At 70.8% G+C, this 23,464-nt stretch carries 22 protein-coding genes and 1 pseudogene; 11 read left to right on the forward strand and 12 right to left on the reverse strand.

Annotation, left to right across the window (positions count from 1 at the left end; all coding sequences use genetic code 11):
- Positions 1 to 22: 22 nt before the first annotated feature.
- Entirely contained in the window at positions 23 to 904 is an 882-nt protein-coding gene (locus KIK05_RS19660; RefSeq protein WP_214412205.1) for an NAD(P)-dependent oxidoreductase, read from the reverse strand.
- A gap of 97 nt (positions 905 to 1,001) precedes the next feature.
- Between KIK05_RS19660 and KIK05_RS19665 the strand changes: the two genes are divergently transcribed.
- The 3 genes from KIK05_RS19665 (at position 1,002) to KIK05_RS19675 (ending at position 3,356) form a co-directional block, all read left to right on the forward strand.
- Positions 1,002 to 1,349: a winged helix-turn-helix transcriptional regulator gene (locus KIK05_RS19665; protein ID WP_214412206.1), complete on the forward strand. Its 348-nt coding sequence runs from the start codon at positions 1,002 to 1,004 to the stop codon at positions 1,347 to 1,349.
- A gap of 54 nt (positions 1,350 to 1,403) precedes the next feature.
- Positions 1,404 to 2,765: a hypothetical protein gene (locus KIK05_RS19670; protein WP_214412207.1), complete on the forward strand. Its 1,362-nt coding sequence runs from the start codon at positions 1,404 to 1,406 to the stop codon at positions 2,763 to 2,765.
- Positions 2,766 to 2,870: 105 nt separating this feature from the next.
- On the forward strand, positions 2,871 to 3,356 hold the full coding sequence (locus KIK05_RS19675; RefSeq protein ID WP_214412208.1) for a protein kinase domain-containing protein: 486 nt from the start codon (positions 2,871 to 2,873) through the stop codon (positions 3,354 to 3,356).
- A gap of 14 nt (positions 3,357 to 3,370) precedes the next feature.
- Here the strand turns inward: KIK05_RS19675 and KIK05_RS19680 are convergent, their stop codons facing one another.
- From KIK05_RS19680 to KIK05_RS19695, 4 genes are all read right to left on the reverse strand, one after another.
- Positions 3,371 to 4,588, reverse strand: a complete 1,218-nt coding sequence (locus tag KIK05_RS19680; protein WP_214412209.1) for a hypothetical protein — start codon at positions 4,586 to 4,588, stop codon at positions 3,371 to 3,373.
- 54 nt (positions 4,589 to 4,642) lie between these two features.
- A complete protein-coding gene (locus KIK05_RS19685; protein WP_214412210.1) occupies positions 4,643 to 5,581 on the reverse strand; it encodes a nucleoside hydrolase in 939 nt (312 codons plus the stop codon).
- A 104-nt stretch (positions 5,582 to 5,685) separates the two neighbouring features.
- On the reverse strand, positions 5,686 to 6,105 hold the full coding sequence (locus KIK05_RS19690) for a type II toxin-antitoxin system VapC family toxin (protein WP_214412211.1): 420 nt from the start codon (positions 6,103 to 6,105) through the stop codon (positions 5,686 to 5,688).
- Positions 6,105 to 6,356, reverse strand: coding sequence for a type II toxin-antitoxin system Phd/YefM family antitoxin (locus tag KIK05_RS19695; protein ID WP_214412212.1), 252 nt, complete (start codon positions 6,354 to 6,356; stop codon positions 6,105 to 6,107). The genes KIK05_RS19690 and KIK05_RS19695 overlap by 1 nt, the downstream gene beginning before the upstream one ends.
- Positions 6,357 to 6,475: 119 nt before the next feature.
- Here KIK05_RS19695 and KIK05_RS19700 point away from each other — a divergent pair, with 119 nt between their 5' ends.
- Positions 6,476 to 7,207, forward strand: a complete 732-nt coding sequence (locus KIK05_RS19700; RefSeq protein WP_214412213.1) for a DUF427 domain-containing protein — start codon at positions 6,476 to 6,478, stop codon at positions 7,205 to 7,207.
- Between the two features lie 97 nt (positions 7,208 to 7,304).
- On the opposite strand, the gene KIK05_RS19705 is transcribed toward KIK05_RS19700, so the two are convergent.
- Entirely contained in the window at positions 7,305 to 7,604 is a 300-nt protein-coding gene (locus KIK05_RS19705) for a hypothetical protein (RefSeq protein ID WP_214412214.1), read from the reverse strand.
- Between the two features lie 240 nt (positions 7,605 to 7,844).
- On the opposite strand from KIK05_RS19705, the gene KIK05_RS19710 reads away from it, so the two are divergent.
- The 5 genes and pseudogenes from KIK05_RS19710 to KIK05_RS49430 form a co-directional block, all read left to right on the forward strand.
- A complete protein-coding gene (locus KIK05_RS19710; RefSeq protein WP_214412215.1) occupies positions 7,845 to 9,320 on the forward strand; it encodes a helix-turn-helix domain-containing protein in 1,476 nt (491 codons plus the stop codon).
- Positions 9,317 to 10,213, forward strand: a complete 897-nt coding sequence (locus KIK05_RS19715) for a phosphotransferase enzyme family protein (protein ID WP_214412216.1) — start codon at positions 9,317 to 9,319, stop codon at positions 10,211 to 10,213. The genes KIK05_RS19710 and KIK05_RS19715 overlap by 4 nt, the downstream gene beginning before the upstream one ends.
- Positions 10,214 to 10,485: 272 nt before the next feature.
- Positions 10,486 to 10,689: a cold-shock protein gene (locus KIK05_RS19720; RefSeq protein WP_214412336.1), complete on the forward strand. Its 204-nt coding sequence runs from the start codon at positions 10,486 to 10,488 to the stop codon at positions 10,687 to 10,689.
- A 129-nt stretch (positions 10,690 to 10,818) separates the two neighbouring features.
- Entirely contained in the window at positions 10,819 to 12,549 is a 1,731-nt protein-coding gene (locus tag KIK05_RS19725; RefSeq protein ID WP_308250011.1) for an alpha-amylase family protein, read from the forward strand.
- 378 nt (positions 12,550 to 12,927) lie between these two features.
- Positions 12,928 to 13,359 (forward strand): annotated as a pseudogene (locus KIK05_RS49430) (DUF998 domain-containing protein); the annotation flags it as partial.
- Positions 13,360 to 13,419: 60 nt separating this feature from the next.
- On the opposite strand, the gene KIK05_RS47045 reads toward KIK05_RS49430, so the two are convergent.
- From KIK05_RS47045 to KIK05_RS19740, 3 genes are all read right to left on the reverse strand, one after another.
- A complete protein-coding gene (locus KIK05_RS47045) occupies positions 13,420 to 14,424 on the reverse strand; it encodes a WD40 repeat domain-containing protein (protein ID WP_250563070.1) in 1,005 nt (334 codons plus the stop codon).
- 133 nt (positions 14,425 to 14,557) lie between these two features.
- A complete protein-coding gene (locus tag KIK05_RS19735) occupies positions 14,558 to 15,544 on the reverse strand; it encodes a malate dehydrogenase (RefSeq protein ID WP_214412219.1) in 987 nt (328 codons plus the stop codon).
- Between the two features lie 249 nt (positions 15,545 to 15,793).
- Entirely contained in the window at positions 15,794 to 18,151 is a 2,358-nt protein-coding gene (locus tag KIK05_RS19740) for a Tex family protein (protein WP_214412220.1), read from the reverse strand.
- Positions 18,152 to 18,359: 208 nt separating this feature from the next.
- Here KIK05_RS19740 and KIK05_RS19745 point away from each other — a divergent pair, with 208 nt between their 5' ends.
- Positions 18,360 to 18,560: an SHOCT domain-containing protein gene (locus tag KIK05_RS19745; RefSeq protein ID WP_214412221.1), complete on the forward strand. Its 201-nt coding sequence runs from the start codon at positions 18,360 to 18,362 to the stop codon at positions 18,558 to 18,560.
- 118 nt (positions 18,561 to 18,678) lie between these two features.
- Here the strand turns inward: KIK05_RS19745 and KIK05_RS19750 are convergent, their stop codons facing one another.
- On the reverse strand, positions 18,679 to 20,655 hold the full coding sequence (locus tag KIK05_RS19750; RefSeq protein ID WP_214412222.1) for a glycosyl hydrolase family 18 protein: 1,977 nt from the start codon (positions 20,653 to 20,655) through the stop codon (positions 18,679 to 18,681).
- A 492-nt stretch (positions 20,656 to 21,147) separates the two neighbouring features.
- On the opposite strand from KIK05_RS19750, the gene KIK05_RS19755 reads away from it, so the two are divergent.
- Positions 21,148 to 21,975 carry an alpha/beta fold hydrolase gene (locus tag KIK05_RS19755; RefSeq protein WP_214412223.1) on the forward strand — a complete coding sequence of 276 codons (828 nt, stop codon included), beginning with the start codon at positions 21,148 to 21,150 and terminating at the stop codon, positions 21,973 to 21,975.
- A 38-nt stretch (positions 21,976 to 22,013) separates the two neighbouring features.
- Here the strand turns inward: KIK05_RS19755 and rbsD are convergent, their stop codons facing one another.
- On the reverse strand, positions 22,014 to 22,403 hold the full coding sequence (rbsD, locus tag KIK05_RS19760) for a D-ribose pyranase (RefSeq protein ID WP_214412224.1): 390 nt from the start codon (positions 22,401 to 22,403) through the stop codon (positions 22,014 to 22,016).
- A gap of 52 nt (positions 22,404 to 22,455) precedes the next feature.
- Complete coding sequence (locus tag KIK05_RS19765; protein WP_214412225.1) at positions 22,456 to 23,448, reverse strand: ribokinase; 993 nt, start codon at positions 23,446 to 23,448, stop codon at positions 22,456 to 22,458.
- Between the last annotated feature and the right edge of the window lie 16 nt (positions 23,449 to 23,464).

Consider the following 23,464-nt stretch of genomic DNA (forward strand, 5'->3'; position numbering starts at 1 on the left):
GGTGAGTGAGCGGCCGGCGGGGTCAGCGGGCGAGCAGGTCGATCACCCCCGTCGTCCCCTCGTCGCCGTGGCCGCCGGCGAGGCGGCGCTCCATGAGGGCCATGAAGGGGGTCAGCAGCTCGGGGCTGACACCCTGCTCCTCGGCGGTGCGGAGCAGGGTGGCGTTGCCCTCCACCATCATCGCGAGGTTGGAGGTCACGCCCCTGGTGTAGTCGCCGCTCTCCAGCTGCTCGGCGATGCCGTAGGCGTAGCCCGCCATCGCGTTCAGCCACGAGACGAGCAGCGGCGCGAAGTCCTTCGGCGCGATGTCCTCCTTGCGGATCAACGCGAAGGCGTGCGCGACGCCGGCGAACATCCCGGTCATCGCGCTCAGCAGCGCCACGTCGTGCAGGGCGGCGTGGCCGGCGTCCTCGCCGACGTAGCGCCGGCCCGCGGGGACGGCGAGGGTGTCCTGGTGGGTGTCGTACGACTCCCGCGACCCACTGTAGAAGATGTACGCGCCGGAGTCCGGGACGCCGATCATCGGCGGGACCGCCATGATGCCGCCGTCCAGGAAACGGGCGCCGCGCCCGCGGGCCCACTCGGCCCGGGCCCGGGACTGGGCGGGGGTGCCGGTGGTCAGGTTGACCAGGTCCTTGCCCGCCAGATCCACCGTCGCCAGGGCCTCCCCGACCGAGGCGTCGTCCAGCAGGCAGACCACGACCAGATCGCTCGCGGCCACCGCCTCCGCCGCCGTCGCGGCGACCCGCGCCCCCTCGGCGGCGAGCGGCTCGGCGCGGCCGGGGGTGCGGTTCCAGACGGTCAGCCGCCGCCCGGCGGCCAGCCAGGCGCGCCCGAGCGCCGTTCCCATGGCGCCGAGTCCGAGAAGGGTGAGGTCCGATTTGTCGGAAATGCTGTTCTCCATGCGGACTAGGCTTGCGGCGGGCTCCGGAAACGCTCAAGTACGCACTTTCAAGTGCGCGCTTACCCGGGGGTTAGCGAGCAGGCAGGAGGGCTGGGCGATGGCGACGGCGCGGAGGCCGGGGACGCACATCTGCGGCATCGACGCGGCGATGGGGCTGATCGGCGGGAAGTGGAAGGTGCTCATCCTCTGGGCGCTGGACAAGAGGCCATGCCGCTTCGGCGAGCTGCGCAGGCTGCTGCCCGGCATCACCGAGAAGGTGCTCGCCTCCCACCTGCGCCAGCTGGAGGACGACGGCATCGTGCACCGCGAGGTGTACGACGAGGTGCCGCCGCACGTCGAATACTCCCTGACCGCGCTCGGCGCCTCCCTCAACCAGGCCCTGGCCCCGCTCGGGGCCTGGGGGCGCGAGAACCTCCTCGGCGGGGTGCCGCACGCCCGCGTGTAGGCGTCCTGGGTAAGGTGCCACCAGGAGTTGATACCAAGCACTTGGTAGGTGGCCGTGGACCCGCGAACCCCGGTACTGGTCGGAGCCGGCACGGCCGGGCAGCGGTGCGATGACCCGCTGGAGGCTCTCGACGTGCTCGGCCTCATGCGCCGCGCGGCCCTGGCGGCGGCCCCGCGAGGCCTGCTGGAGCGGGTGGAACTGGTGCTCGTCCCCCAGGGCACATGGCGGTACGCCGACCCCGGCCGCGCACTGTGCCCGGCGGCGCGCACGGTCGTCGCCCGGATCGGCGTCCTCCAGCAGACCCTGATCACCAGAGCCTGCGCCGGCATCGCGTCCGGCGCCGTGGACGTCGCGCTGGTGGCCGGAGGAGAGGGACGGCACCGGCGGCTGCGGGCGAAGATCGCCGGCACCGCCCTGCCCGAAGAGGAGGCGGGCCCGGCCCCTGACGAGGTGATGGAGCCGGCGCGCGACATCGTCGCCCCGCTGGAGACCGAGCGCGGCCTCGTCCTCCCGGTGCAGCAGTACGCCGTGATGGAGACGGCGCTGCGGGCGGCCGAGGGGCTCTCCCCGGCCGAGCACGAACGGGAACTGGACCGCCTGTGGTCCGGCTTCGAGCGCCTCGCCGCGCACCCCGTTTCCGGCAGGCCCGACATGCTCTCCTACCCCTACCGCAAGTGGCACTGCTCCCAGTGGAACGTCGACCAGGCGGCGGCCCTGCTGCTCTGCTCGGCGGATGCCGCCGCCTCGCTGGGCATCCCGCGGCACGACTGGGTGTTCCCGCTGGCCGCGGCCGAGTCGAACGTCATGGTCCCGGTGACGGCACGGCCGTCCCTGCACCGCTCCCCGGGCTTCGCCGCCGTGGGAACGGCCCTCGCCCGGCTCTCCGGCGTCGCGCCCGCCGACGCCGGTCACCTCGACCTGTACAGCTGCTTCCCCTCCGCAGTCCGGATCCAGGCCCGTGAGCTCGGCCTCACCGGCCGCGACGACCTGACCGTCACCGGCGGGATGCCGTTCGCGGGCGGCCCGCTGAACAACTACGTGCTCCAGGCGACCGCCGAGATGGCCCGGGTGCTCCGCGAGGACCCCGGCGCCACTGGCCTGGTCACCTCGGTCTCCGGCATGCTCACCAAGCAGGGCGCCGCGCTGTGGTCCACCGGCCCGCCCGCCGCCGGCTTCCGCTGCGAGGACGTCCCGGCGGACCCGGCGGCGCTCCCGCTCGACCCGGGCCATACGGGCGAGGCGGTCGTCGAGGGCTACACGGTCACCTACCAGGGCGAGAGGCCATCCCGAGCCTTCGCCGTCCTGTCCACCCCCACCGCCAGGACCCTGGCCACCTCCACAGAGTCCCTCGACTCCATGACCGAGGAGGAATGGACCGGCCGCCGCGTCACCGTGAGGGACGGCCGGTTCCGCTGACCGGTGCCCTTCCGCCCCTCCCCGCGCGGGTTCGGTGGACGCCTGCCTGGTGACCTTGGTGTGGCTAGAGTTCTGATCAGATGGCCCGTATCCCCCGGAGAACGCATGCCGCAAGCCCAGCCCCTGGAGACAGGCGACCCCGCACGCCTCGGCGCTTACCGGATCACCGGGAGGATCGGCGAGGGCGGGCAGGGGGTCGTCTATCTCGGTGAGGCGGACTCCGGCGGTTTCGTGGCCGCCAAGCTCTTCCACGCCCGTCTCGGGCAGGATCCCGTCTTCCGCGACGGCTTCATGCGCGAGCTCGACGTCGCCAAGCGCGTGGCCCGCTTCTGCACGGCGCAGGTCCTCGACTCCGGCATGGAGGGCAACCGGCCGTACATGGTGAGCGAGTACGTCGAAGGGCCGTCGCTGCAGCAGGTGGTGAGCAGTGAGGGGCCGCGCGGGGGCAGCGCCCTCGAACGCCTCGCCATCGGCACGGCCACCGCGCTGGTCGCCCTGCACGACGCCGGGGTCGTCCACCGCGACACCGTCGCTCCGCCGACATCCGCGACGTCCCGTCCCGTCCAGCACCACTGCTACACCCGCCGCTGACCATCCGTGGACGATCAGTTCCTGCGGAGGATGAAGGGGGCTTCGTCGTCGCCCTCGCCGACGGAGCCGACGGACCACAGGGTGGAGGTGCCGGGGACGCGGGCGATGCCGGTGCGGGCGATGTCGTCGGACGTGGGGTACTGCTGATCCTCCGCCTCGGCGCGGAGCAGCGGGCCGTACGACCGCGTCCACGTGCGGCCGTCGAAGTGCAGGAACAGCGACTGACCCGAATGGTCGGCGTCGACGCCGCTGATCCAGACGTCGCCGGCCGCGAGAGCCGTGACCCCTTCGAGCCGCCCGCGTGGGATCGGCACCTCCACCCGGGACCACTGACCGCCGTCCCAGTGCAGGACGAGGGGGGTCTCCGAGCCGTCGGCACGGGCCGAGACGGCGCCCACCGCCCACACGTCCGACGGTGTGATCATCCAGACCCGGCGGAGCACCCCACCCGGGATCTGCGGTGTCCGGCCGCGTTGCCACGAGCGGATGAGCGGCCCCGAGACGGCCGTGCCGTGCCAGATCATCGGAGTGCCGGAGGCGCCACCCTCGGAGGCGGGCGCGTCGGTGCCCACCGCCCACACGTGGCCCCGCTTCGCCGTGACGGCGGTGAAGTAGCCGTCGGCGCGCAGGGCGTTGCGGAACTCTTGGCCGGTCCACTCGGTGATCACGCCCTGGGTGAGATTCCTGCCCACGAGCCACGCGTGCCCCCCGGTGGCGGCGACGTCGGCGAGCAGGTAGTCCTCCGCGACGCCGTAGGGGTGGAAGCCGGTCCAGCGGGTGCCGTCGTAATGGGTGGCGAAGGGGCTTTCGCCGTTCCCGACGGCCCACACGTCGTCCGGCCCGCCCGCGCTGACGCCGACCAGGTGCCAGACGTCCTCGTCGTCGACGGGGACCTCGCTCCACCGCGTGCCGTCCCAGCGTTCGAGGGCCGGCATGCCCTCCTCGTCCTCGGCGCCCGCCTTGTAGCCGACCGCCCAGGCGTCACGCCCGCCGGTCGCGGCGACGTCGAGCAGGGCGGCGTTCCCGGCCAGCTTCGCGCCCGCCACCGGCCGCCAGTCGGGTGAGACGGTCGTCCTTCCCGTGGCGGTGGCGCCGGGGACGGCCGGCGTGCTCCCGGGGACGGACGGCGAGGCCGGACGTGCCGTCGGCGTGGCGGCGTGGCCGCCCCCGGTGCAGCCCGTCACCAGAGCCAGACACGTGATCGCGATGGGCCACCGGCGCTGTTTCCCCATGGAACGGCATGCTTCCAGGAGCGTCAGGTGGCCGCCACCGATCTGACCCGTCCCTTAGACGACGCCGATGCGGCGGGCGACGTCCTCGTACACGCCGAGGACGAGGTCCCAGAATCGGGGGACGTCGAGTGTGGTGCCGACCAGGGCGTTCGGCACCCGGTCACCGAGGTCGAAATGGGTCACGGTCATCCCCGAGGTGAACCGGCCGGCCGTCTCCACCTCGACCACCGCGGGCTCCACCGCGATCAGCGTGGGGTCGATGAGGTACGCGATCGCGCACGCGTCGTGGATGGCGGGCCCCTCCTCGGCGGTCACCATGCCGTAGAACTCGACGCAGGGGACGAGCAGGTCCGTGCCGAGCCTGCCCATTCCGCGCATGCGGTCGACCACCTTGCCGACGGCGAGGGCCTGGCGGCTGACGTCCAGGCCGATCATGGTGACCGTCCAGCCGGCGCCGAAGACGATGGCGGCGGCCTCCGGGTCGGCGGCGATGTTGAACTCCGCCGCCGGGGAGAAGTTGCCCCGGGTGTAGGAGCCGCCGAGGATGGCGAACTCGCGCGCCCAGCCGACGATCCGGGGCTCCTTCAGCAGGGCGAGGGCGATGTTGGTCAGCGGCCCGATCGCGACCAGGGTGATCTCGCCGGGGGCCGCCTTGAGCGTCTCGATGATGAAGTCGGCGGCGTGCCCAGCGCGGACCGGGAGCGTGGCCTCGGGCAGCCGGGCCTCGCCGAGGCCGAGGTCCCCGTGCACCCCGGCGGCGTTCACCCGGCTGCGCAGAAGGGCGCCCTCGCTGCCGGCCGTGATCGGGACCTCGGGGAGGCCGAGGAACTCCCGCAGGCGCAGGGCGTTGTCGGTGGTGTAGGCCAGGTCGACGTTGCCGCCGACCGTGGTGATGCCGACGATGTCGAGCTCGGGGCTCCCGTGAGCCAGCGTGATGGCGAGCGCGTCGTCGATGCCGGGGTCGCAGTCAATGATGATCTTCTTGGGAGCCACCCTTGCAGCTTGGACGATTCCGGACATATCGGCAACTGGGAATAGTGGCCGGCGGCCGGGTTCCCTGGCTGCGGGAGCGGCGGGGGCTGTCGCCTCGTCTCGACCTAGAGTGCTTCGAAGGGGTTCACGACCGACACCCCTGTGCCGGTGAAATCCTTCACGTTCCTCGTCACGAGCGTCCAGCCGTTGACTCTGGCCGTGGCGGCGATCAGGCCGTCCATCGTGGGCAGAATGCGCGCCGCCTGGAGTCGCCCCCATTCTTCCGCGATCTCCGAGGTCACGGGAGCGATCCGGTCGCCGAACTGACGGTGAAGGGCGTGCAGCCAGCGTTCGAGGACGGTCGCCTGCGCCGGATCCTTGCGTCTGCGGATCTCCACGCCTCGACGGATCTCCCCGATGGTCAGCGTGCTGAGATAGAGGGCGGGCCCGTACGCCTCGCTGATCCACGTCCTGACCAGAGGGTTCGCATCGCGTCTCCTGGTTTCGGAGACGACATTCGTATCGAGCAGGTAGCCGGCGCCCATCAGTCGAAATCGATCTCTCGAGGAAGGTCCCGGTTCCGTGGGAAGTCGAGATCGCCGTCCACGTATGGCCCAGACAGGAGGAACCTGACGAAGTCGCCGCCCTCGCCCTTGAGCCGACGATATTCGGCGATGTCGATCACGACGGCGACCTCTTCGCCGTGCCGGGTCACGACCTGGGGGCCCTCGTTCACCGCGCGGCGCACAACCTCGCTGAAGCGTTGTTTCGCTTCTTGGAGCTGCCATCCACTCATGAGGGCCCCTCTGTCTAGTCTGTCTAGACCGAGAATAACCCGCAGAACGGGTCCGCGTCGGCTTCGGGAGCCGATCACACGCGGGGAATAGTGTCCGGCGGGGCCGGGTTGCGGCGGTCATGGAGCTGACCAAGCGGGGACGGGTGCGGATCGAGCGCACCGCCAAGCGCGTCCGCGCGTACGCGGAAGGGCGGCCGGTGGCCGACACCGCGAACGCGCTGCTGGTGTGGGAGGTCCCGTACTACCCGACCTATTACTTCCCGGCGGAGGACGTCGACATGGAGCGGCTCACCGCCAACGGGCGGACGAACCACTCCCCGAGCCGGGGTGACGGCGAGCTGTACGACATCGACGGCCGCGCCGACGCCGCCACCGTCTACACCGACTCGCCCATCGAGGAGCTCAAGGGCAGGGTGCGGTTCGAATGGGGCGCCATGGACGCCTGGTTCGAGGAGGACGAAGAGGTCTTCGTCCACGCACGGGACCCGTACACGAGGGTGGACATCCTCGCCAGCTCGCGGCACGTGCGCGTGGAGGTGGACGGCGTCACCGTGGCCGACTCGCGCAGCCCCCGCATCCTCTTCGAGACCGGGCTGCCGCCGCGGTACTACCTGCCGAAGACCGACGTCCGCCTCGACCTGCTCCGCCGCACCGACACGGTCACGCACTGCCCGTACAAGGGATCGGCGGAATACTGGTCGGTCGGCGATCACGAAGACATCGTGTGGTCCTACCGCACGCCCCTGCCGGAGTCGCAGAAGATCGCCGGCCTCGTCTCCTTCTACAACGAGAAGGTCGACATCTACGTGGACGACGTCCTTCAGGACCGCCCGAACTCGAAATTCGCCTGACCGAAATGGGAAACGGCCGGCGGTGTCCGGTGAATTGATTTCCCGGGGTGCCGGGACCGGCTCGCGCCTCCCCTGACGCGAGCCGCTCCCGTCGTGGTCAGCGGCGGATGACGTGCAGGACGCTCGCGATGCGTTCCGCCGCGGTGACGATGTCGGAGGCCTGGCCGATGCGGCCCGCCCAGGAGAGCCAGAACCACCATTCGCCGTCGGCTTCGTTGGCGGCGAGAACGTCCTCGGTGACGGCCGGGGCCATCGGGTTGATCACGCGCAGCCGTGGATACAGGCCGGTGCGTGCGGTCAGGCGCACCTTGAAGGCGTGGGCCTCCAGTTGCGCGGCGAGTCGCTCCAGGTGGTCGATGGCCTCGACCGACTGGGTGCCGGATTCTGCCGTCTTCATCAAGGTCTCCAGCGGTGACATGAGGACCGGATGGGGACCAGAGTGGACCGGGGTACCCCTATCGGCAATCGGAGCAAATCCACTGATTCGTGGAATACCGGCGGGTAGAGCAGGGGTTTACGTGGAAACCACGCGGGTGTCCAGACATCGTTCGCGTAACAGTGCGAAGCTTTAGGTGCCGTCTGGTTAACATCGGGGAAACAACCCTAAGGCCGAAGACTCCAGTGGCGGGGGGCGAAAATGGCCCGTGGAGAGCACTCGCCGGCGTGCGCGCGACGCTGGCGTGAGCAGGCCGTGACCCGGCAGTGGACTCTATGGCAGACCGCCCAGGCCATCCATGGCTGCTGCGGGGTAAGCCTGCTGAAGGCCCACAGGCTGGCGCGCGGCTGGTCGGCGCGGCAGGCCATCGAGGAGCTCGAACGCCTCTGCGAGATCCACTCCCTCGGCTCCCCGCGCGCCAGCATCGACCTGCTGAACGCCTGGGAGAACAACCGGGCCCGCCCCAGGCCGCAGACCATCGACCAGATCGCCCGGCTGTACTCCGCCAACGCCGTCCGCCTCGGCCTCGCCGCCGACTACTGCGACGACGGCGACGCCCCCGACATCGTGGTCGTCTCGCCCGCCCACCCCGTCCAGGCCGAGGAGCCCGCCCCGCCGCGCCCGTCCAGCGGGACCGCCGACGACGACGCCGAGCGCCGCGCGCTGTTCCACCACGCGCTGCTGGCCTCGGCCCCGCCGCTGAACGGCCGCCTGCTCGCCGAGGTCGAGCGCACCCGCCAGGACATCGACCGCACCCTCGCCTCCGCCACCGTCAGCGAGGACCAGCTCGACCGGCTCGACGAGCAGGTCCTCCGCTACCGGCGCGAATACATCAAGAGCGCCCCGCTGCCGATGCTGTACCGGCTGATGCTCGAGATCTCCGACGTGCGCAGGCTGGTCGCCGCCCGCCAGCCCGCCGCCACGCAGCGCCGCCTGCTCAACGCCACCACGATGCTCGCCCTGCTCTCGGCCGACGCGCTGATGAAGCTCGGCGACACCCGGCAGGCCCACGCGTGGTACGGCACGGCGCGCGCGGCCTCCGACGACGTCGGCGAGGTCAGGCTGCGCGCGTTGGTGCGGGCGCAGGAGGCCATGCTCCCGTACTACTACGGCGACCTCAACGAGACCGTAAGGCTGGCGCGCGAGGCGCGGATGCTGGCCGGAAGCGCTCCGAGCTCGCCGGCCGCCCTCGGTGCCGCCGCCGAGGCGCGGGCGCTGGCCCGCATGGGCGAGCACCAGGCCGCCCGCGCCGCCCTCGCCGAGGCCGAGCGCATCTTCTCCCGCATGCCCCGCGAGGGGGCCGACCACCTGGCGTTCCGTTTCTCCGAGCGGCGGCTGCAGTTCTACCGCATGGGCACGCTCATCGAGCTGGGCGAGGCCGCGCAGGTGCAGGAGTGGATCTCCCGTTCCTCCAGCCCCTACACCATCGACCCGGCGCTGGTGCTGCTCGACCAGGCGGCGCACGTCGCCCGCGCGGGCGGGTACGACGAGGCGTGCCGGCTCGCCGAGCAGGCCCTGTCGCAGGTGCCGCCCGAACACCGCACCACGATCGTGGTCAACCGCGCCCGCACCCTGCTGTCGACGATCCCCCGCGTCCACCGCAGGACCCCCGCCGCGCGACATCTGCACGACCTGCTGGCCGAGGCGGGCCCGCAGCCGGCCCTGGACCGCCCATGAGCATGCTGGCGGACGAGGCCACCGCGATCCTGCGCGACGTGTGCGCAAGCGTGGGGCTCGACGCCCGGGACGCGCGGCTGCTGCGGGTGCGGAGCAACGCGGTGTTCAAGCTCAGGGACGAGATCGTCGTACGCATCGCCACCGCGCCGGACGCCCTCACCCGGCTGCCGGTCGTGCTCGCCGTGGCCCGGTGGCTGGCCGATCAGGGATTCCCCACGGTGCGCCCGGCCGACGAGCTGTGCGACCAGCCCCTGGTGTACGACGGGCGCGTGGTCACCTTCTGGCACTACGTGCCGGCGAGCGGCCGGCCGACCACCCGCCAGCTCGGCAGGATCCTGCGCACCCTCCACCTGCTGCCGGTGCCGCCGTTCCCGCTGAAGCGGCTCGCCGACCCGCTGGCCGAGGTGCGCGATTCGGTGGAGCACCGCAAGGAGGTGCTGACGCCGTGCCAGCGGGCCTGGTTGCGCGACCGGGTCGCCGAGCTCACCGCCCGGTGGGAGGCGCTCGACACCGAGGGGCCTCCGGTGCTGCTGCACGGCGACGCCTGGATCGACAACCTCCTGCGCTGCCAGGACGGCCATGCCGTGCTGTGCGACTGGGACGGCGTCGCCGTCGGCCCGCGCGAATGGGATCTCGTGCACACCTACCACGGGCAGCGCCGTTTCGGGCTGACGACGGCGGACGTCGACGACTTCGCCGGGGCGTACGGCTCCGACCTGCGCCGGTGGAACGGTTACCCGACCCTGATGGAGGTCCGGGACATGTACGCCGTCGGCATCCACATCCGCAACGCGGCCCGCGACCCGTTCTCCCGCAAGGAGCTTCCCCGCCGCCTCGACTCGCTCACCCGTGGCGACGGGCACGCCCGCTGGTATCTCGCCGAACCCGCCTGAAGTCGCAAAAGCCTAAATTAACGGACGAACGGGAACGGTCGCGCCGCGACACGCGTGATGCCTTGTAATCGGCCTGGGCGCTCGATAAAGTCACCGTCGTTGCAGTCGTGCATTCCTCGAACGTCTTTTTCATCGAAAGCGCCCGCGGGAAGTTTAGTGACGGCGGTCGTTTCTGCTTTTCCTGCGGTCTCCGCGGATGCAGGTCCGGTCCGCCACGCAGCCCCGAGCCGCCGACCCGGCGGCCCGGTGAAGCTCCTACCTGGGAGAAGCAGTTGTCTGAAGGTACAGTCAAGTGGTTCAACGCCGAAAAGGGCTTTGGCTTCATCGCCCCGGACGACGGAAGTGCCGACGTGTTCGTGCACTACTCGGCCATCACCTCCGGCGGCTACCGCAGCCTGGATGAGAACCAGCGGGTCACTTTCGTGACCGTGCAGGGCGCCAAGGGTCCTCAGGCCGAACAGGTCACCGTCATCTGAGGTCGATGATTCTCATCTGGGCCCGTACCGCGCGCGGTACGGGCCCTCAAGACGTCCGCCACCGGCGATAACGCAAAAACCTCGTCGAGATTCTTTGCCGTTCCTTGGGGTAGTGGCGGGCGTGTGAGAGTGACCTATACCTCAGACGTCTGGTGGAAGAACGCCGTCGTCTACTGCCTGGACGTGGAGACGTTCGCCGACGGCAACGGCGACGGCATCGGCGACTTCCGCGGTGCCGCCGAGCACATCGATCACCTGGAACGGCTCGGCGTGACGTGCATCTGGCTGATGCCGTTCTTCCCGAGTCCCGACCGCGACGACGGGTACGACATCAGCGACTTCTACGGTGTCGACCCGCGGCTCGGCACGCTGGGGGAGTTCGTGGAGTTCATGCGGACCGCCCGCGACCGGGGCATCCGGGTGATCGCCGACCTGGTCGTCAACCACACCTCCGACGAGCACCCGTGGTTCAAGGAGGCCAGGTCGAGCCGCCACTCCCGCTACCGCGACTGGTACATCTGGTCGGACACGCCCGAGCCCGACGACCCCAACGGCGTGGTCTTCCCCGACAAGGAGCACAGCCTCTGGGAGTACGACGAGGGCAGCGGCCAGTACTACTTCCACCGCTTCTACCGATTCCAGCCCGACCTCAACACCGCCAACCCCGAGGTGCGTGACGAGATCTCGCGGATCCTCGGCTTCTGGATGGAACTCGGCCTGTCGGGATTCCGGGTCGACGCGGTGCCGTTCCTGATGGAGAACCTCTCCAAGGACGGCGACCGGTCCAAGGGCGGGGACAAGCTGCCCGACGTGCACGAGTTCCTGCGCGACATGCGGGCCTTCATGAACCGCCGGGACGGCAGCGCCATGCTCCTCGGCGAGGTCAACCTGGAGTACCCCGACCTGCTGAAGTTCTTCGGCAGCAACCTCGGCGACCAGGTCACCATGTGCTTCGACTTCATCGGGATGCAGCGCATGTACCTCTCGCTGGCCAGAGGCGAGGCCCGCCCGCTGGCGGAGGCGCTGCGCGAACGGCCGGCTCCGCCGAGGGACTGCCACTGGGCGACGTTCGTCCGCAACCACGACGAGCTCACCCTCGACAAACTGAGCGAGTCCGAACGCCAGGAGGTCTTCGCGGCGTTCGGCCCCGACAAGAACATGCAGCTGTACGGCCGGGGGCTGCGCCGCCGCCTGCCGACCATGCTGGGCGGCGACCTGCGCCGGATCAAGATGGTCTACAGCCTGCTGTTCTCCCTGCCCGGCACCCCCGTGCTGTTCTACGGCGAGGAGATCGGCATGGGGGAGAACCTCAGCATCGAGGGCCGCGAAGCTGTACGAACCCCTATGCAGTGGACACCACACAGGAACGGCGGCTTCTCCACGGCGGAGCCGGAGAAGTTCCGCAACCCGATGGTCGAGGGGAAGTACGGGCCCGAGCACATCAACGTCAGCGCCCAGCGGCGCGACCCCGACTCGCTGCTGATGTGGATCACCAAGCTGACCGAGCAGTACCGCGGGTGCCCGGAGCTGGCGTGGGGCGACTACCAGGTGCTGGACACCGGGGAGGACGCCGTCCTCGCCGTGCGCGCCGACCTCGACGGGGGGACGGTGCTCGCGCTGCACAACTTCACCGACGCGGAGGTCGCCCTGGAGGTCACGCTCGACGGCCTGGACGACGACAAGGTGCTCACCGACCTGCTGGTCGACGGGACCGTGAAGATCTCCGCCGAGGGCCGCGCCGAGATCCAGCTGGACGCCTACGGCTGCCGCTGGCTGCGCGCCTCGGAGCCGGAGCTGGCGCCCGCCGACGCAGGGGACATCGCCGAGTCCGAGGCACGCCGCAAAGGCCTCGCCGACTGACCCGAGCGGAGCGAGGCCGTCGAGCACCGCGAGGGGCGCGGCGGTGGTCTGAGGAGGAGGGAGGGTGAGGGACGAGCCCGGACGACGACGAAGGCCGCCGCCTCAAGAAGCGCCCCGAGCCGCCGAGCGGAGCGAGGCCATGGGCACAGTCTCGGGAGGTTTGCGCTGGTAGATATGGATCAACCCTGACCTGTCCCTGGGCTGGAGCCCGGGGAGGTCGGGGTCGGCTCGGGGACGCGCCAGGGCTCGATCCGGCCGATCTCCGGATGTCCGGACACCCCGCCGGCCGCGACAGTCAGGTGCATGACGAGTCGATTGACGGTTGGCGGGTTCGCGGCCCTCGCCGGGGGCGTCGCGGCCATGGTGACGCTGCACGTGATGTCCGATCTGGACCCGCTCTGGGGGATGATCAGCGAGTACGCGTTCCACCCGTACGGGTGGCTGCTGGCCGCCTCGTTGACGCTGCTCGCGGTGGGGGCGGCCCTGTTCGCCGTCGAGATGTCGCGGCGGGGGATGCCGCCGGCCGTCGTCGCACTGGTGGGCGTGTGGGGCAGCTGCATGGTGATGATCGCGGCGTTTCCCACCGACCGGCCGGGGATGTCCCTGTCGATGTCCGGCGGCATCCACCGGTACGCGGCGTTCGCCGCCTTCCTCGCCATGCCGGCCGCGGGATTCCTGCTGGCGGCGCGCGGCGGCCGTCACGCCCGGCCGCTGCGCTGGCTGAGCTTCGCCTCCGCCTGGTTCCTGCTCCTGGTGCTCGTGCCGTACGGCGTCCGCATGGTCGGCCTCGACCCCGGTGTCGTCCCCGCCGGGCTCACCCAGCGTCTGGTGGTCGTCACCGAGGTCGCCGTCCTCACGCTGATCGGGCTGTCAGCCGCCACAGGCCGCGTAGCTGAACGCGTTCTTGATCCGGTAGGAGTCACGGAGCTTCTTGGCGCCGGTCCGCGGGTCGATCTGGAAGATGCGCATGTGCACCGTCGAGCCGTTGCCCGTGGGGGCGTGCACCGTGACCTCGTGGTCGCCGGTCCAGTCGATCATCTCGGGGGCGTCGTCGCCCGGGAATCGCACCTTGACGCTGGACACGATGGTCTGGGAGTCCAGGTCGTAGACCTTCAGGGTGTGGCTGCCGGATGAGTAGAGCGCGACGGAGCTGCCGTCGGCGTTCAGCGCGAGCGGGTTCTGCTGCGCGACCACCTGCGGCGGCTCCTGCCGCTTCACCTGGTGCCCCTCCAGGTCGTAGGTGACCAGCTCGGTGGTGTTCTCGTTGGTGTCGCGGGTGGTGAGCACCTCGTCCTCGTCACCGCTGAACCCCACGAAGGAGCCGTGCTTCCGGACGGTGCCGAGCTGCTTCCCTGAGGCCACGTCGAACAGCCGCAGCCACCCCTGGTCGCCGCTCGCCACGGCGAGAACGGCCCCCTTGAGCGACAGGTTGAACGACAGGTCGGCCGTGCTGGTGTGCCGGGGGATGGCGGTCGCGGGCATGACGTGGACCTTCCCGGTGAGCTCCCGTACCACCAGGCGATCGTCCCGCTGCCGGAGGTAGGCGATGTACTCGCCGTCGCCGCTCACGGCCGTGGGGGAGGGCAGGTCCTTCATGACCTTGCCCTTGGCGTCGTGCGGGAACACCCGCGCGTCGCGCAGGGTCTTCTTCTTGCCGCTGTGCAGGTACAGCTGCCAGGGGCCGCAGGCGACGTTGTCGCCGTGCTTGTCCTTGCAGCTCTTCAGCGAGGCGTAGCGGACGGAGTCGGCGTGCATGCCGTGCTCGGCGTGGGCCGCGTGCTGGACGCGGGTGGTGTGCGCGGTGGTCGCGGCGGTGGCCGGTACGACCGTCGCCATGGCGGCCGCGAAGAGCGCACCCACTGTGAGAAACCTCATGATGTCTCCTTTCACCGGGTTAGACCATCGAAAGGAGAAGGAGGTTCGTGCCGTTACCGAGGGGTTACCTCGACGGCCCGGCCCCGGTTCACCGTACGGGAACCGGGGCCGTGGATCAGCGGACGACGCGGGCTCAGATCAGCCCGAGCTGCTTGACCGCCTCGCGCTCCTCGCCCAGCTCCGCGACGGAGGCGTCGATGCGCTCACGGGAGAACGCGTTGACCGGCACTCCCTGGACGATCTCCCACCGGCCGCCGCGCGAGACCGCCGGGAAGGAGGAGATGAGGCCCTCCGGCACGCCGTACGAGCCGTCGGACGGGAGCGCGACCGACGTCCAGTCGCCCTCGGCGGTGCCGTTCACCCAGTCGTACACGTGGTCGATGGCGGCGTTGGCCGCGGAGGCCGCCGAGGAGGCGCCGCGGGCCTCGATGATGGCGGCGCCGCGCTTGGCGACGGTCGGGATGAAGGTGTCGCGCAGCCAGGCCTCGTCGACCTGCTCGGCCGCGATCTTGCCGTTGACCTCGGCGTTGTACAGGTCGGGGTACTGCGTGGCGGAGTGGTTGCCCCAGATGGTCATCTTCTTGATGGCCGTCACCGGGACCTCGAGCTTGGCCGCGAGCTGCGAGAGCGCGCGGTTGTGGTCGAGCCGCGTCATCGCGGTGAACCGCTCGGCGGGCACGTCCGGGGCGTGCGACCGGGCGATCAGGGCGTTGGTGTTGGCGGGGTTGCCGACCACCAGCACGCGTACGTCGTCGGCGGCGTGGTCGTTGATCGCCTTGCCCTGCGGGCCGAAGATGCCGCCGTTGGCCTGCAGCAGGTCGCCGCGCTCCATGCCGGCGGTGCGGGGGCGGGCGCCCACCAGCAGCGCGACGTTGGCGCCGTCGAACGCCTTGTTGACGTCGTCGCTGATGTCGATGCCCTGGAGCAGCGGGAAGGCGCAGTCGTCGAGCTCCATGGCCGTGCCCTCGGCGGCCTTCACGGCCTGCGGGATCTCCAGCAGGCTGAGCCGCACCGGCACGTCCGGGCCGAGCAGGTGGCCTGAGGCGATGCGGAAGAGCAGCGCGTAGCCGATCTGACCGGCGGCGCCGGTGACGGTGACCTTGACGGGAGCCTGCGTCATGACTGTCCCCTACGTGGGCGGTTGAAGGTTATCCGAACAGCCGAAGGGTATCCGCTCGTTTCCCCACCCCTCACAGCCAGGTCCACCGAAGCCGGACCGGCAGCAGATGAACGAGGGGTGGATCCCGCCCTCATGCCCGGTCTGGCATGGTTCCCGCCGACGCCACCCCGGCCGCCCCCGGCGCCGACGCGGCCGGAGGTGGTGCGGCGGGGTCGGCGCCGATGACGGCGGGTGAGCCGGTGAGCCTTCCTACTTGAGGCCCTTGTCGAGGCCGGCCTTGCGGAGGGCCTCGGCGAGGGCGCCGGTGGGGGCGGGGCGCTCCTGGCGCTGCCGGCCGCCGCCGCGCTGGGCGCCGCCCTTGGCGCCGCCACCCTTGCGGTCGCGGTTCCCGCCCCCGGTGGACGGCGCGGACCGGCCGTCGTCCCGGCCGGTGGCCTCGTCGTCGAGGCGGAGCGTCAGCGAGATCCGCTTGCGGGGGATGTCGACGTCGAGCACCTTCACGCGCACGATGTCGCCGGGCTTGACGACCTCCCGGGGGTCCTTCACGAAGGTCTTCGACATGGCCGAGACGTGGACCAGGCCGTCCTGGTGCACGCCGACGTCGACGAACGCCCCGAACGCGGCCACGTTGGTGACGACGCCCTCGAGGAGCATGCCCGGCTTGAGGTCGGACAGGGTCTCCACGCCTTCTTTGAAGGTGGCGGCCTTGAAGGCGGGACGCGGGTCGCGGCCCGGCTTCTCGAGCTCCTTCAGGATGTCGGTCACGGTCGGCAGACCGAAGGTGTCGTCGGCGAACTCCGACGGCTTCAGCGACCGGAGCACCGCCGTGTTGCCGATCAGCGACTTGATCTCGCTGCTGGTGGCGTCGAGGATGCGCCGCACCACCGGGTACGACTCGGGGTGCACGCTGGAGGCGTCGAGCGGGTCGTCGCCGCCCGGGATGCGCAGGAAGCCCGCGCACTGCTCGAACGCCTTCGGGCCGAGCCGCGGCACCTCCTTGAGGGCCTGGCGCGACCTGAACGGGCCGTTGGCGTCGCGGTGCTGCACGATGTTCTCGGCCAGGCCCGACCCGATGCCCGACACGCGGGTGAGCAGCGGGGCGGAGGCGGTGTTGACGTCGACGCCGACGGCGTTCACGCAGTCCTCGACGACCGCGTCGAGCGAGCGGGACAGCTTGGTCTCCGCCAGGTCGTGCTGGTACTGCCCCACGCCGATCGACTTGGGGTCGATCTTGACCAGCTCGGCGAGCGGGTCCTGGAGCCGGCGCGCGATGGAGACCGCGCCGCGCAGCGAGACGTCGAGGCCGGGCAGCTCCTGGGAGGCGTAGGCCGAGGCGGAGTACACCGACGCGCCCGCCTCCGACACCACGATCTTGGTGAGCTTGAGCTCGGGGTGCCGCTTGATCAGGTCCCCGGCGAGCTTGTCGGTCTCGCGGGACGCCGTGCCGTTGCCGATCGCGATCAGCTCGACGGCGTGCTGCTGGGCGAGGCGGGCGAGGACCGCGATCGACTCGTCCCACCGGCGCCTCGGCTCGTGCGGGTAGATCGTCTCGGTGGCCACGACCTTGCCGGTGGCGTCGACCACGGCGACCTTCACACCCGTACGCAGGCCGGGGTCGAGCCCCATGGTGGGACGCGTGCCGGCCGGCGCGGCGAGCAGGAGGTCGCGGAGGTTGGTGGCGAACACGCGCACCGCCTCGTCCTCGGCGGCCTGCCACAGGCGCATCCGCAGGTCGATGCCCAGGTGGACGAGGATGCGGGTGCGCCAGGCCCAGCGCACGGTGTCGGCCAGCCAGCGGTCGGCGGGCCTGCCCTGGTCGGCGATGCCGAAGTGGCGGGCGATGCGCTCCTCGTAGAAGCCGGGGCCGTCCTCGGCGGGGGCCTCGTCGGGCTCCATGGTGAGGGTGAGGATCTCTTCCTTCTCACCGCGGAACATCGCGAGGATGCGGTGGGACGGCAGCTTGGTGTACGGCTCGGCGAAGTCGAAGTAGTCGGCGAACTTCGCCCCGGCCTCCTGCTTGTCCTCGCGGACGCGGGCGACCAGGCGGCCCCGCGACCACATCTGCTCGCGCAGGCCGCCGATGAGGTCGGCGTCCTCGGCGAAGCGCTCGATCAGGATGGCCCGGGCGCCTTCGAGGGCGGCGCCGGTGTCGGCGACGCCCTTGTCGGCGTCGACGAAGGCCGTGGCGGCCTCCAGCGGGTCGCGTGAGGGGTCGCCGAGGAGCTCGTCGGCGAGCGGCTCCAGCCCTGCCTCGCGGGCGATCTGGGCCTTGGTGCGGCGCTTCGGCTTGTAGGGAAGGTAGATGTCCTCCAGCCGGGCCTTGGAGTCGGCGGCCATGATCTGGGCTTCCAGGGCCTCGTCGAGCTTGCCCTGGGAGCGGATCGACTCCAGGATCGCGGCGCGCCGCTCCTCCAGCTCGCGCAGGTAGCGCAGCCGTTCTTCGAGCGTGCGCAGCTGCGCGTCGTCGAGGCTCTCGGTCGCCTCCTTGCGGTAGCGGGCGATGAACGGCACGGTCGCGCCGCCGTCGAGCAGCTCGACGGCGGCCTTCACCTGCCGCTCACGCACGCCGAGCTCTTCGGCGATCCGCTGATGAATGGAGATCGTCACGATCCTGGTCCGCCTTCGCTTTGGGTTCGGGGAAGATTCTGCATGCTCCGGGCCCCGATTGTCGCCTTGGGCGGTTCGGGCTCGCGGGGGAGCGCGGTGCTCGGTACCACCCTTACCCTCGGTGGGAAGAAGCTGCGACACTGGGCACTGCCGCCGCCGGGGAGGCGCGCCGGCGGTCCCCACGGCCGGGGAGAAAGCGGAGGTGGGCATGAGATACCTGCTGGTGCTCGTCGCGCTGATCGTGGTCGTCTCCTGCGTGCTCATCCTGGTCCGCTCCTGGACGTCCAGCCGTCCGGCCGTGCCGGCCCGGGAGAGTCCGAAGGAGATCCTCAAGCGCCGCTACGCCGCGGGCGAGATCGACGAGGACGAATACCTGCGGCGGATGTCCGGCCTCTCGCAGGACTGGTAGCGGCCGGCCGTCCCGGGCCCGCGAACGTGTGAAGGCCGGGGCCGGGTCCTCTTTCGGATCCCGTGCCCCGGCCTGGTTCCACGTCCGGGGGCGGGTCACGCCCCCGGACCGCGATCCGTCAGCCGAGCCCGCTCCTCATCGCGGTGATGAGCTCGCCGTTGGTGGTGTCGCCGCTGAGCTCCCAGAAGAAGGAACCGCCGAGACCCTGGTTCTTGGAGTAGCTCATCTTCCCCGCGATGGTGCTCGGGGTGTCGTAGCTCCACCACTGGCCGCCGCAGAAGGCGTACGCCGTGCCGGCGACGGTGCCGGTCGTGGGGCACCTGCCCTTGATGACCTTGTAGTCCTCGATGCCCTGCTCGTAGGTGCCGGGCGCGGGACCGGTGGCCGTGCCGCCCGGGGCGCTCTGGGTGACGCCGGTCCACCCGCGGCCGTAGAAGCCGATGCCGAGCAGCAGCTTGCTCGCCGGGACGCCCTTGCTCTTGAGCTTCTGGATCGCCGCGTCGGTGTAGAAGCCCTCGGTCGGGATGCCCGAGTAGGAGGTCAGCGGCGAGTGCGGCGCGGTCGGGCCCTGGGCCGCCCAGGCGCCGAAGAAGTCGTAGGTCATGACGTTGTACCAGTCGACGTACTGGGACGCGCCGGCGTAGTCGGTCGCGTCGATCTTGCCGCCGTTGGTGCCGTCCGCGGTGATCGCGGCGGTGATCAGGTAGTTCTGCCCGAAGCGCGAGCGCAGGGCCGACATGAGGTTCTTGAACGCGTTCGGGCCGCTGGTGTCACAGGTCAGGCCGCAGGCGTTGGGGTATTCCCAGTCGATGTCGATGCCGTCGAACACGTCGGCCCAGCGCGGGTCCTCCACCAGCTTGTAGCAGGAGTCGGCGAACGCCGCCGGGTTGGCCGCGGCCTGCGGGAAGCCGCCGGACCAGGTCCAGCCGCCGAAGGAGTAGATCACCTTCAGGCCCGGGTACTTGGCCTTGAGCTTGCGCAGCTGGTTGAAGCTGCCGCGCAGTGCCCCGTTGTCCCAGGTGTCGGACTGGCCGTCGACGCTCTCGCCCGCGTTGTAGAAGCGGTCGTAGTCGGCGTAGCTGTCGCCGATGGCGCACTGCCCGTTGGTCACGTTGCCGAAGGCGAAGTTGATGTAGCCGAGCTTGGCGGCCGAGCCGCTGGTGTCGATGTTCTTGACGTGGTAGTTGCGCTGGTAGACGCCCCAGTCGACGAAGTAGCCGAGCAGCTTGTTGCCGCCGTTCCCGCCTCCGCCCGGCTGGGTGGTGACGTTGAGGGTGTTGCTGGCGGTGGAGAGGTTGCCGGCGGCGTCGCGGGCCTTGACGGTGTAGCTGTAGGCGGTGTTGGCGGTCAGGCCGCTGTCGGTGTAGCTGGTGCCGGTGGCGGTGGTGACGAGGGTGGCGCCCCGGTAGACGTTGTAGCCGGTGACGCCGACGTTGTCGGTGGAGGCGTCCCACGCCAGCGAGACGCTGGAGGAGCTCGTCCCGGTCGACCTCAGGTTGCCCGGCGTGCTCGGCGGCGTCGTGTCGGTCCCGCCTCCGCCGGGCTGGGTGGTGACGTTGAGGGTGTTGCTGGCGGTGGAGAGGTTGCCGGCGGCGTCGCGGGCCTTGACGGTGTAGCTGTAGGCGGTGTTGGCGGTCAGGCCGCTGTCGGTGTAGCTGGTGCCGGTGGCGGTGGTGACGAGGGTGGTGCCCCGGTAGACGTTGTAGCCGGTGACGCCGACGTTGTCGGTGGAGGCGTCCCACGCCAGCGAGACGCTGGAGGACGTCGTGGCCGTGGAGCGCAGGTTGCCGGGCGCGCTCGGCGCGGTGGTGTCACTGCCACCGCCGGTCGTCGGCTGCCAGAGCGCCGGAACGTTCGGCGGCTCCCAGCCGGGGAGGGAGGTGTGGCTCTGGAGGCACTTGTAGTCGACGCCGTTGTAGGAGACGACCTGGCCCGCGGTGTAGGCCGTGTTCGGGGCCCAGGCGGGGGCCGCCAGGGCGACGCTGCGGGAAACGGCGACGGTGGCCGACGCGCTCGGGCCGACCGCCACCGCGGTGCCGAGCGGCAGGAGCAGCGCCCCCGCGGCCACCAAGACTTTGGCGAACTTGTGTTTCATGTGGTGCTCCACGTCCATCGGGCGGATGCGAGAGGGGGGTCGTTGTGGACGTCGTGCGGAGCCTTTTGCCGGCCGGAGAGAGCAGAGGCGCGGCACCGCACCGTTCGTGGGCGAACCTGAAACCGGAGGGATCAAACAAAGGACGGCGGTGATCGCGACATGACGGCGACCTTCCTACCTCGGGATACCGAGTTTATTTATAGGAAGCTTTCCTTTTTATTTACGCGAACGCTACCCCGGCCCGGCGTGGGTCGTCAACGTCTCTGACGAACCGAGTCGGGATCCGGCCGCCCCTCCCTTGTTGCAACTAGTTGTTGCAGTTGGCGCTCTCCTGCCCCATACTCACTCCTAGCGCTACATCAGGTTGCGTTAAGCGTGACGTGACCATCGATCTCTTGTGAGAGCGGTGCTCTTGACAAGTTCGCGGACTTCCGGTTCATTGATCTCTTGTGAGAGCACCGCTCTCGCAATCACTGCCGGAAGGATCGCCCGGTGAAGGAGAAGCCCATGCGCACCCTGTTCCTGGAGACGGCGGACGGCCGTATCGCCTACGAGACGAGCGGCCCGGTCGACGGCCCGCTCGCCGTCCTCGTCCACGGCATGGGAGACACCCGCGCCACCTACCGTTTCCTCGCCCGCCGCCTCGCCGGGGCCGGGTTCCGGGTCGCGGCGATGGACGTACGCGGGTACGGCGAGTCGAGCACCGGGTGGCCGGACCACGACGTGGCCTCCGTCGGCGCGGACCTGCTGGCGCTCGTCCGCCACCTCGGCGGCCCCGCCCTGCTGGTCGGCCACTCCATCGGCTGCGCCTCTGCCGTATGGGTGGCGGCGGAGGCGCCCGCGGAGGTGACCGAGCTGGTGCTGATCGGCTCGTTCTCGGGCGAGGGCCGGATCAAGGCCTGGATGAAGGCCCTGTCACGGGCGGTCGGGCGCAGCGCCTTCCTGTGGGCGATGTTCGTGCGCTCCTCCTACCCGACGGCCAAGCCGGACGACTTCGGGTCCTACCTGAAGGAGCTCAAGGCGAACCTCCGCGAACCCGGACGGGCGGCGGCGCTGCGCGCGCAGATAGAGCTCTCCTTGTCCGGCGTCGTGACCCGGTACTCGGAGGTCACGTGTCCCACCGTGGTCGTGATGGGCACCAAGGACCAGGACTTCCCCGACGCGACGGCCGAAGCCCACCTCATCGCGTCCAAGCTCGGCGGCCCCGTCGAAGTCGTCCTGGTCGAAGGCGCGGGCCACTACCCTCACGCGGAGATGCCCGGCGACACCGCCGACCGCGTCCTCCGCGCCCTCACCCTCCACCCGGCCCCTTCCCTCTGATCTTGGTGCCGGCCGGTGCCCGGCGGGCCGGGCGGGGATCAGAAGGGGACGCCGCAGCGGAGGATCACGTTGGCGTACGGGTGGGCCTCGCCGGTGCGGACGATCAGTTTGCTGGTGTGACTTCGGCGTTTGAGCTGTTCGTGGGGCACGTAGGCCAACCCGGGCAGGTGGGCGTTCAGCAAGGCGTCGCAGGAGGGGTTGGCGGCGCGGACCTCCTCGGCGGCCGTGGCGCCCTCCACGACGATCTCCCGCAGGATGCCTTCCAGCACGTCGGCGAACGCGGGTATCCCCGGCAGGAACGCCAGGTCGACGACCTCGGCTCCCTGCGGCAACGGCATCCCGCTGTCGCAGATCAGCAGCTCGTCGGTGTGCCCGAGCCGGGCGATGGCGCCGGACAGGGCCGCGTTCAGGATCCCTGACCGCTTCACAGGTTCCCCACCTCCGCGGGCGCGGTCACAGGTTCTCCGCCTTCGACAGGCGTCACAGGCCTTCCACCTCCGCGAGGGTCGGGTACGAACTCTGGGCGCCCGGCCGCCGTACCGTCGCCGCCCCGACCCGCGCCGCGAAGGCCGCCGCCTCGGCGAGGGTGTCGCCCCGGGCGAGGCGCCAGGCGAGTGCGCCGGTGAAGGCGTCGCCCGCTCCCGTCGTGTCGACGGCCTCGACCCTGGGGCTGGGGACGGTGGTGACGCCGTCGGGCCCGGCGACGAGCGCGCCGTTCGCCCCGAGGGTGATCACCACCGATCGCGGGCCGAGGGCGAGCAGCGCCTCGGCCTGCTCGGCCGGGGTGGCGACCTCCGCAGCGGCCCCGGGTGCGGAGCCGGCGGTCTCACCGGTCGATGAGGGGGCGTGCTCGCCTCCGTCCGCCCGGTGAGCGGCGGTCCGGAGGATGAACGACGCCTCGTGCTCGTTGACGACCAGCGGATCGCAGAGGGACAGCAGCTCGGCGGGTACCGGGGCCGGGGGCGAGAGGTTGAACACGACCCGGCGCGCCGCCCGCGCCGCCGCCAGCACGGTGGGGAGCGGGGTCTCCAACTGCATGGACACCACCCGGGCCGAGCCGATCAGGCCGGCGGCAGCGGCGACGTCCTCCTCGCTGAGGTGCGCGTTCGCGCCGGGGGAGACGATGATGCTGTTGTCGCCCTCCGGCCCGACCGAGATCAGCGCGACCCCGGTCGGCGTGGAACTCTCGTGCAGGTGGCCCAGATCGACCCCGTCGCGGTCGAGCGACTCCCGCAGGAGCCGGCCGTGCGCGTCGGCGCCGACCCTTCCCAGCAGGGACACCCGTGCGCCGAGGCGGGCCGCCGCGACGGCCTGGTTCGCCCCCTTGCCGCCGGAATAGGTGGCGAGGTCGGAGCCGAGCACGGTCTCGCCCGGGCCGGGGCGCCGGTCGACGCGGACGACGAGGTCCGCGTTGACCGACCCCACGACCACCACGTCGTACGGCTCGATCTCCCGAGTGCCGAGATCGTTCATCGTTTCGTTCCCGGAT

Origin of the sequence: Sphaerisporangium fuscum, from assembly GCF_018531465.1 — a bacterium.
Lineage (GTDB): Bacteria > Actinomycetota > Actinomycetes > Streptosporangiales > Streptosporangiaceae > Sphaerisporangium > Sphaerisporangium fuscum.

Excerpts from the sequence above, each read along its gene's own strand:
- KIK05_RS19660 (WP_214412205.1), bottom strand. The coding sequence starts at position 904 with ATGGAGAACAGCATTTCCGACAAATCGGACCTCACCCTTCTCGGACTC.
- KIK05_RS19665 (WP_214412206.1), top strand. The coding sequence starts at position 1,002 with ATGGCGACGGCGCGGAGGCCGGGGACGCACATCTGCGGCATCGACGCG.
- KIK05_RS19675 (WP_214412208.1), top strand. The coding sequence starts at position 2,871 with ATGCCGCAAGCCCAGCCCCTGGAGACAGGCGACCCCGCACGCCTCGGC.
- KIK05_RS19680 (WP_214412209.1), bottom strand. The coding sequence starts at position 4,588 with ATGGGGAAACAGCGCCGGTGGCCCATCGCGATCACGTGTCTGGCTCTG.
- KIK05_RS19690 (WP_214412211.1), bottom strand. The coding sequence starts at position 6,105 with ATGGGCGCCGGCTACCTGCTCGATACGAATGTCGTCTCCGAAACCAGG.
- KIK05_RS19695 (WP_214412212.1), bottom strand. The coding sequence starts at position 6,356 with ATGAGTGGATGGCAGCTCCAAGAAGCGAAACAACGCTTCAGCGAGGTT.
- KIK05_RS19700 (WP_214412213.1), top strand. The coding sequence starts at position 6,476 with ATGGAGCTGACCAAGCGGGGACGGGTGCGGATCGAGCGCACCGCCAAG.
- KIK05_RS19705 (WP_214412214.1), bottom strand. The coding sequence starts at position 7,604 with ATGAAGACGGCAGAATCCGGCACCCAGTCGGTCGAGGCCATCGACCAC.
- KIK05_RS19710 (WP_214412215.1), top strand. The coding sequence starts at position 7,845 with ATGGCCCGTGGAGAGCACTCGCCGGCGTGCGCGCGACGCTGGCGTGAG.
- KIK05_RS19715 (WP_214412216.1), top strand. The coding sequence starts at position 9,317 with ATGAGCATGCTGGCGGACGAGGCCACCGCGATCCTGCGCGACGTGTGC.
- KIK05_RS47045 (WP_250563070.1), bottom strand. The coding sequence starts at position 14,424 with ATGAGGTTTCTCACAGTGGGTGCGCTCTTCGCGGCCGCCATGGCGACG.
- KIK05_RS19735 (WP_214412219.1), bottom strand. The coding sequence starts at position 15,544 with ATGACGCAGGCTCCCGTCAAGGTCACCGTCACCGGCGCCGCCGGTCAG.
- KIK05_RS19745 (WP_214412221.1), top strand. The coding sequence starts at position 18,360 with ATGAGATACCTGCTGGTGCTCGTCGCGCTGATCGTGGTCGTCTCCTGC.
- KIK05_RS19750 (WP_214412222.1), bottom strand. The coding sequence starts at position 20,655 with ATGAAACACAAGTTCGCCAAAGTCTTGGTGGCCGCGGGGGCGCTGCTC.
- KIK05_RS19765 (WP_214412225.1), bottom strand. The coding sequence starts at position 23,448 with ATGAACGATCTCGGCACTCGGGAGATCGAGCCGTACGACGTGGTGGTC.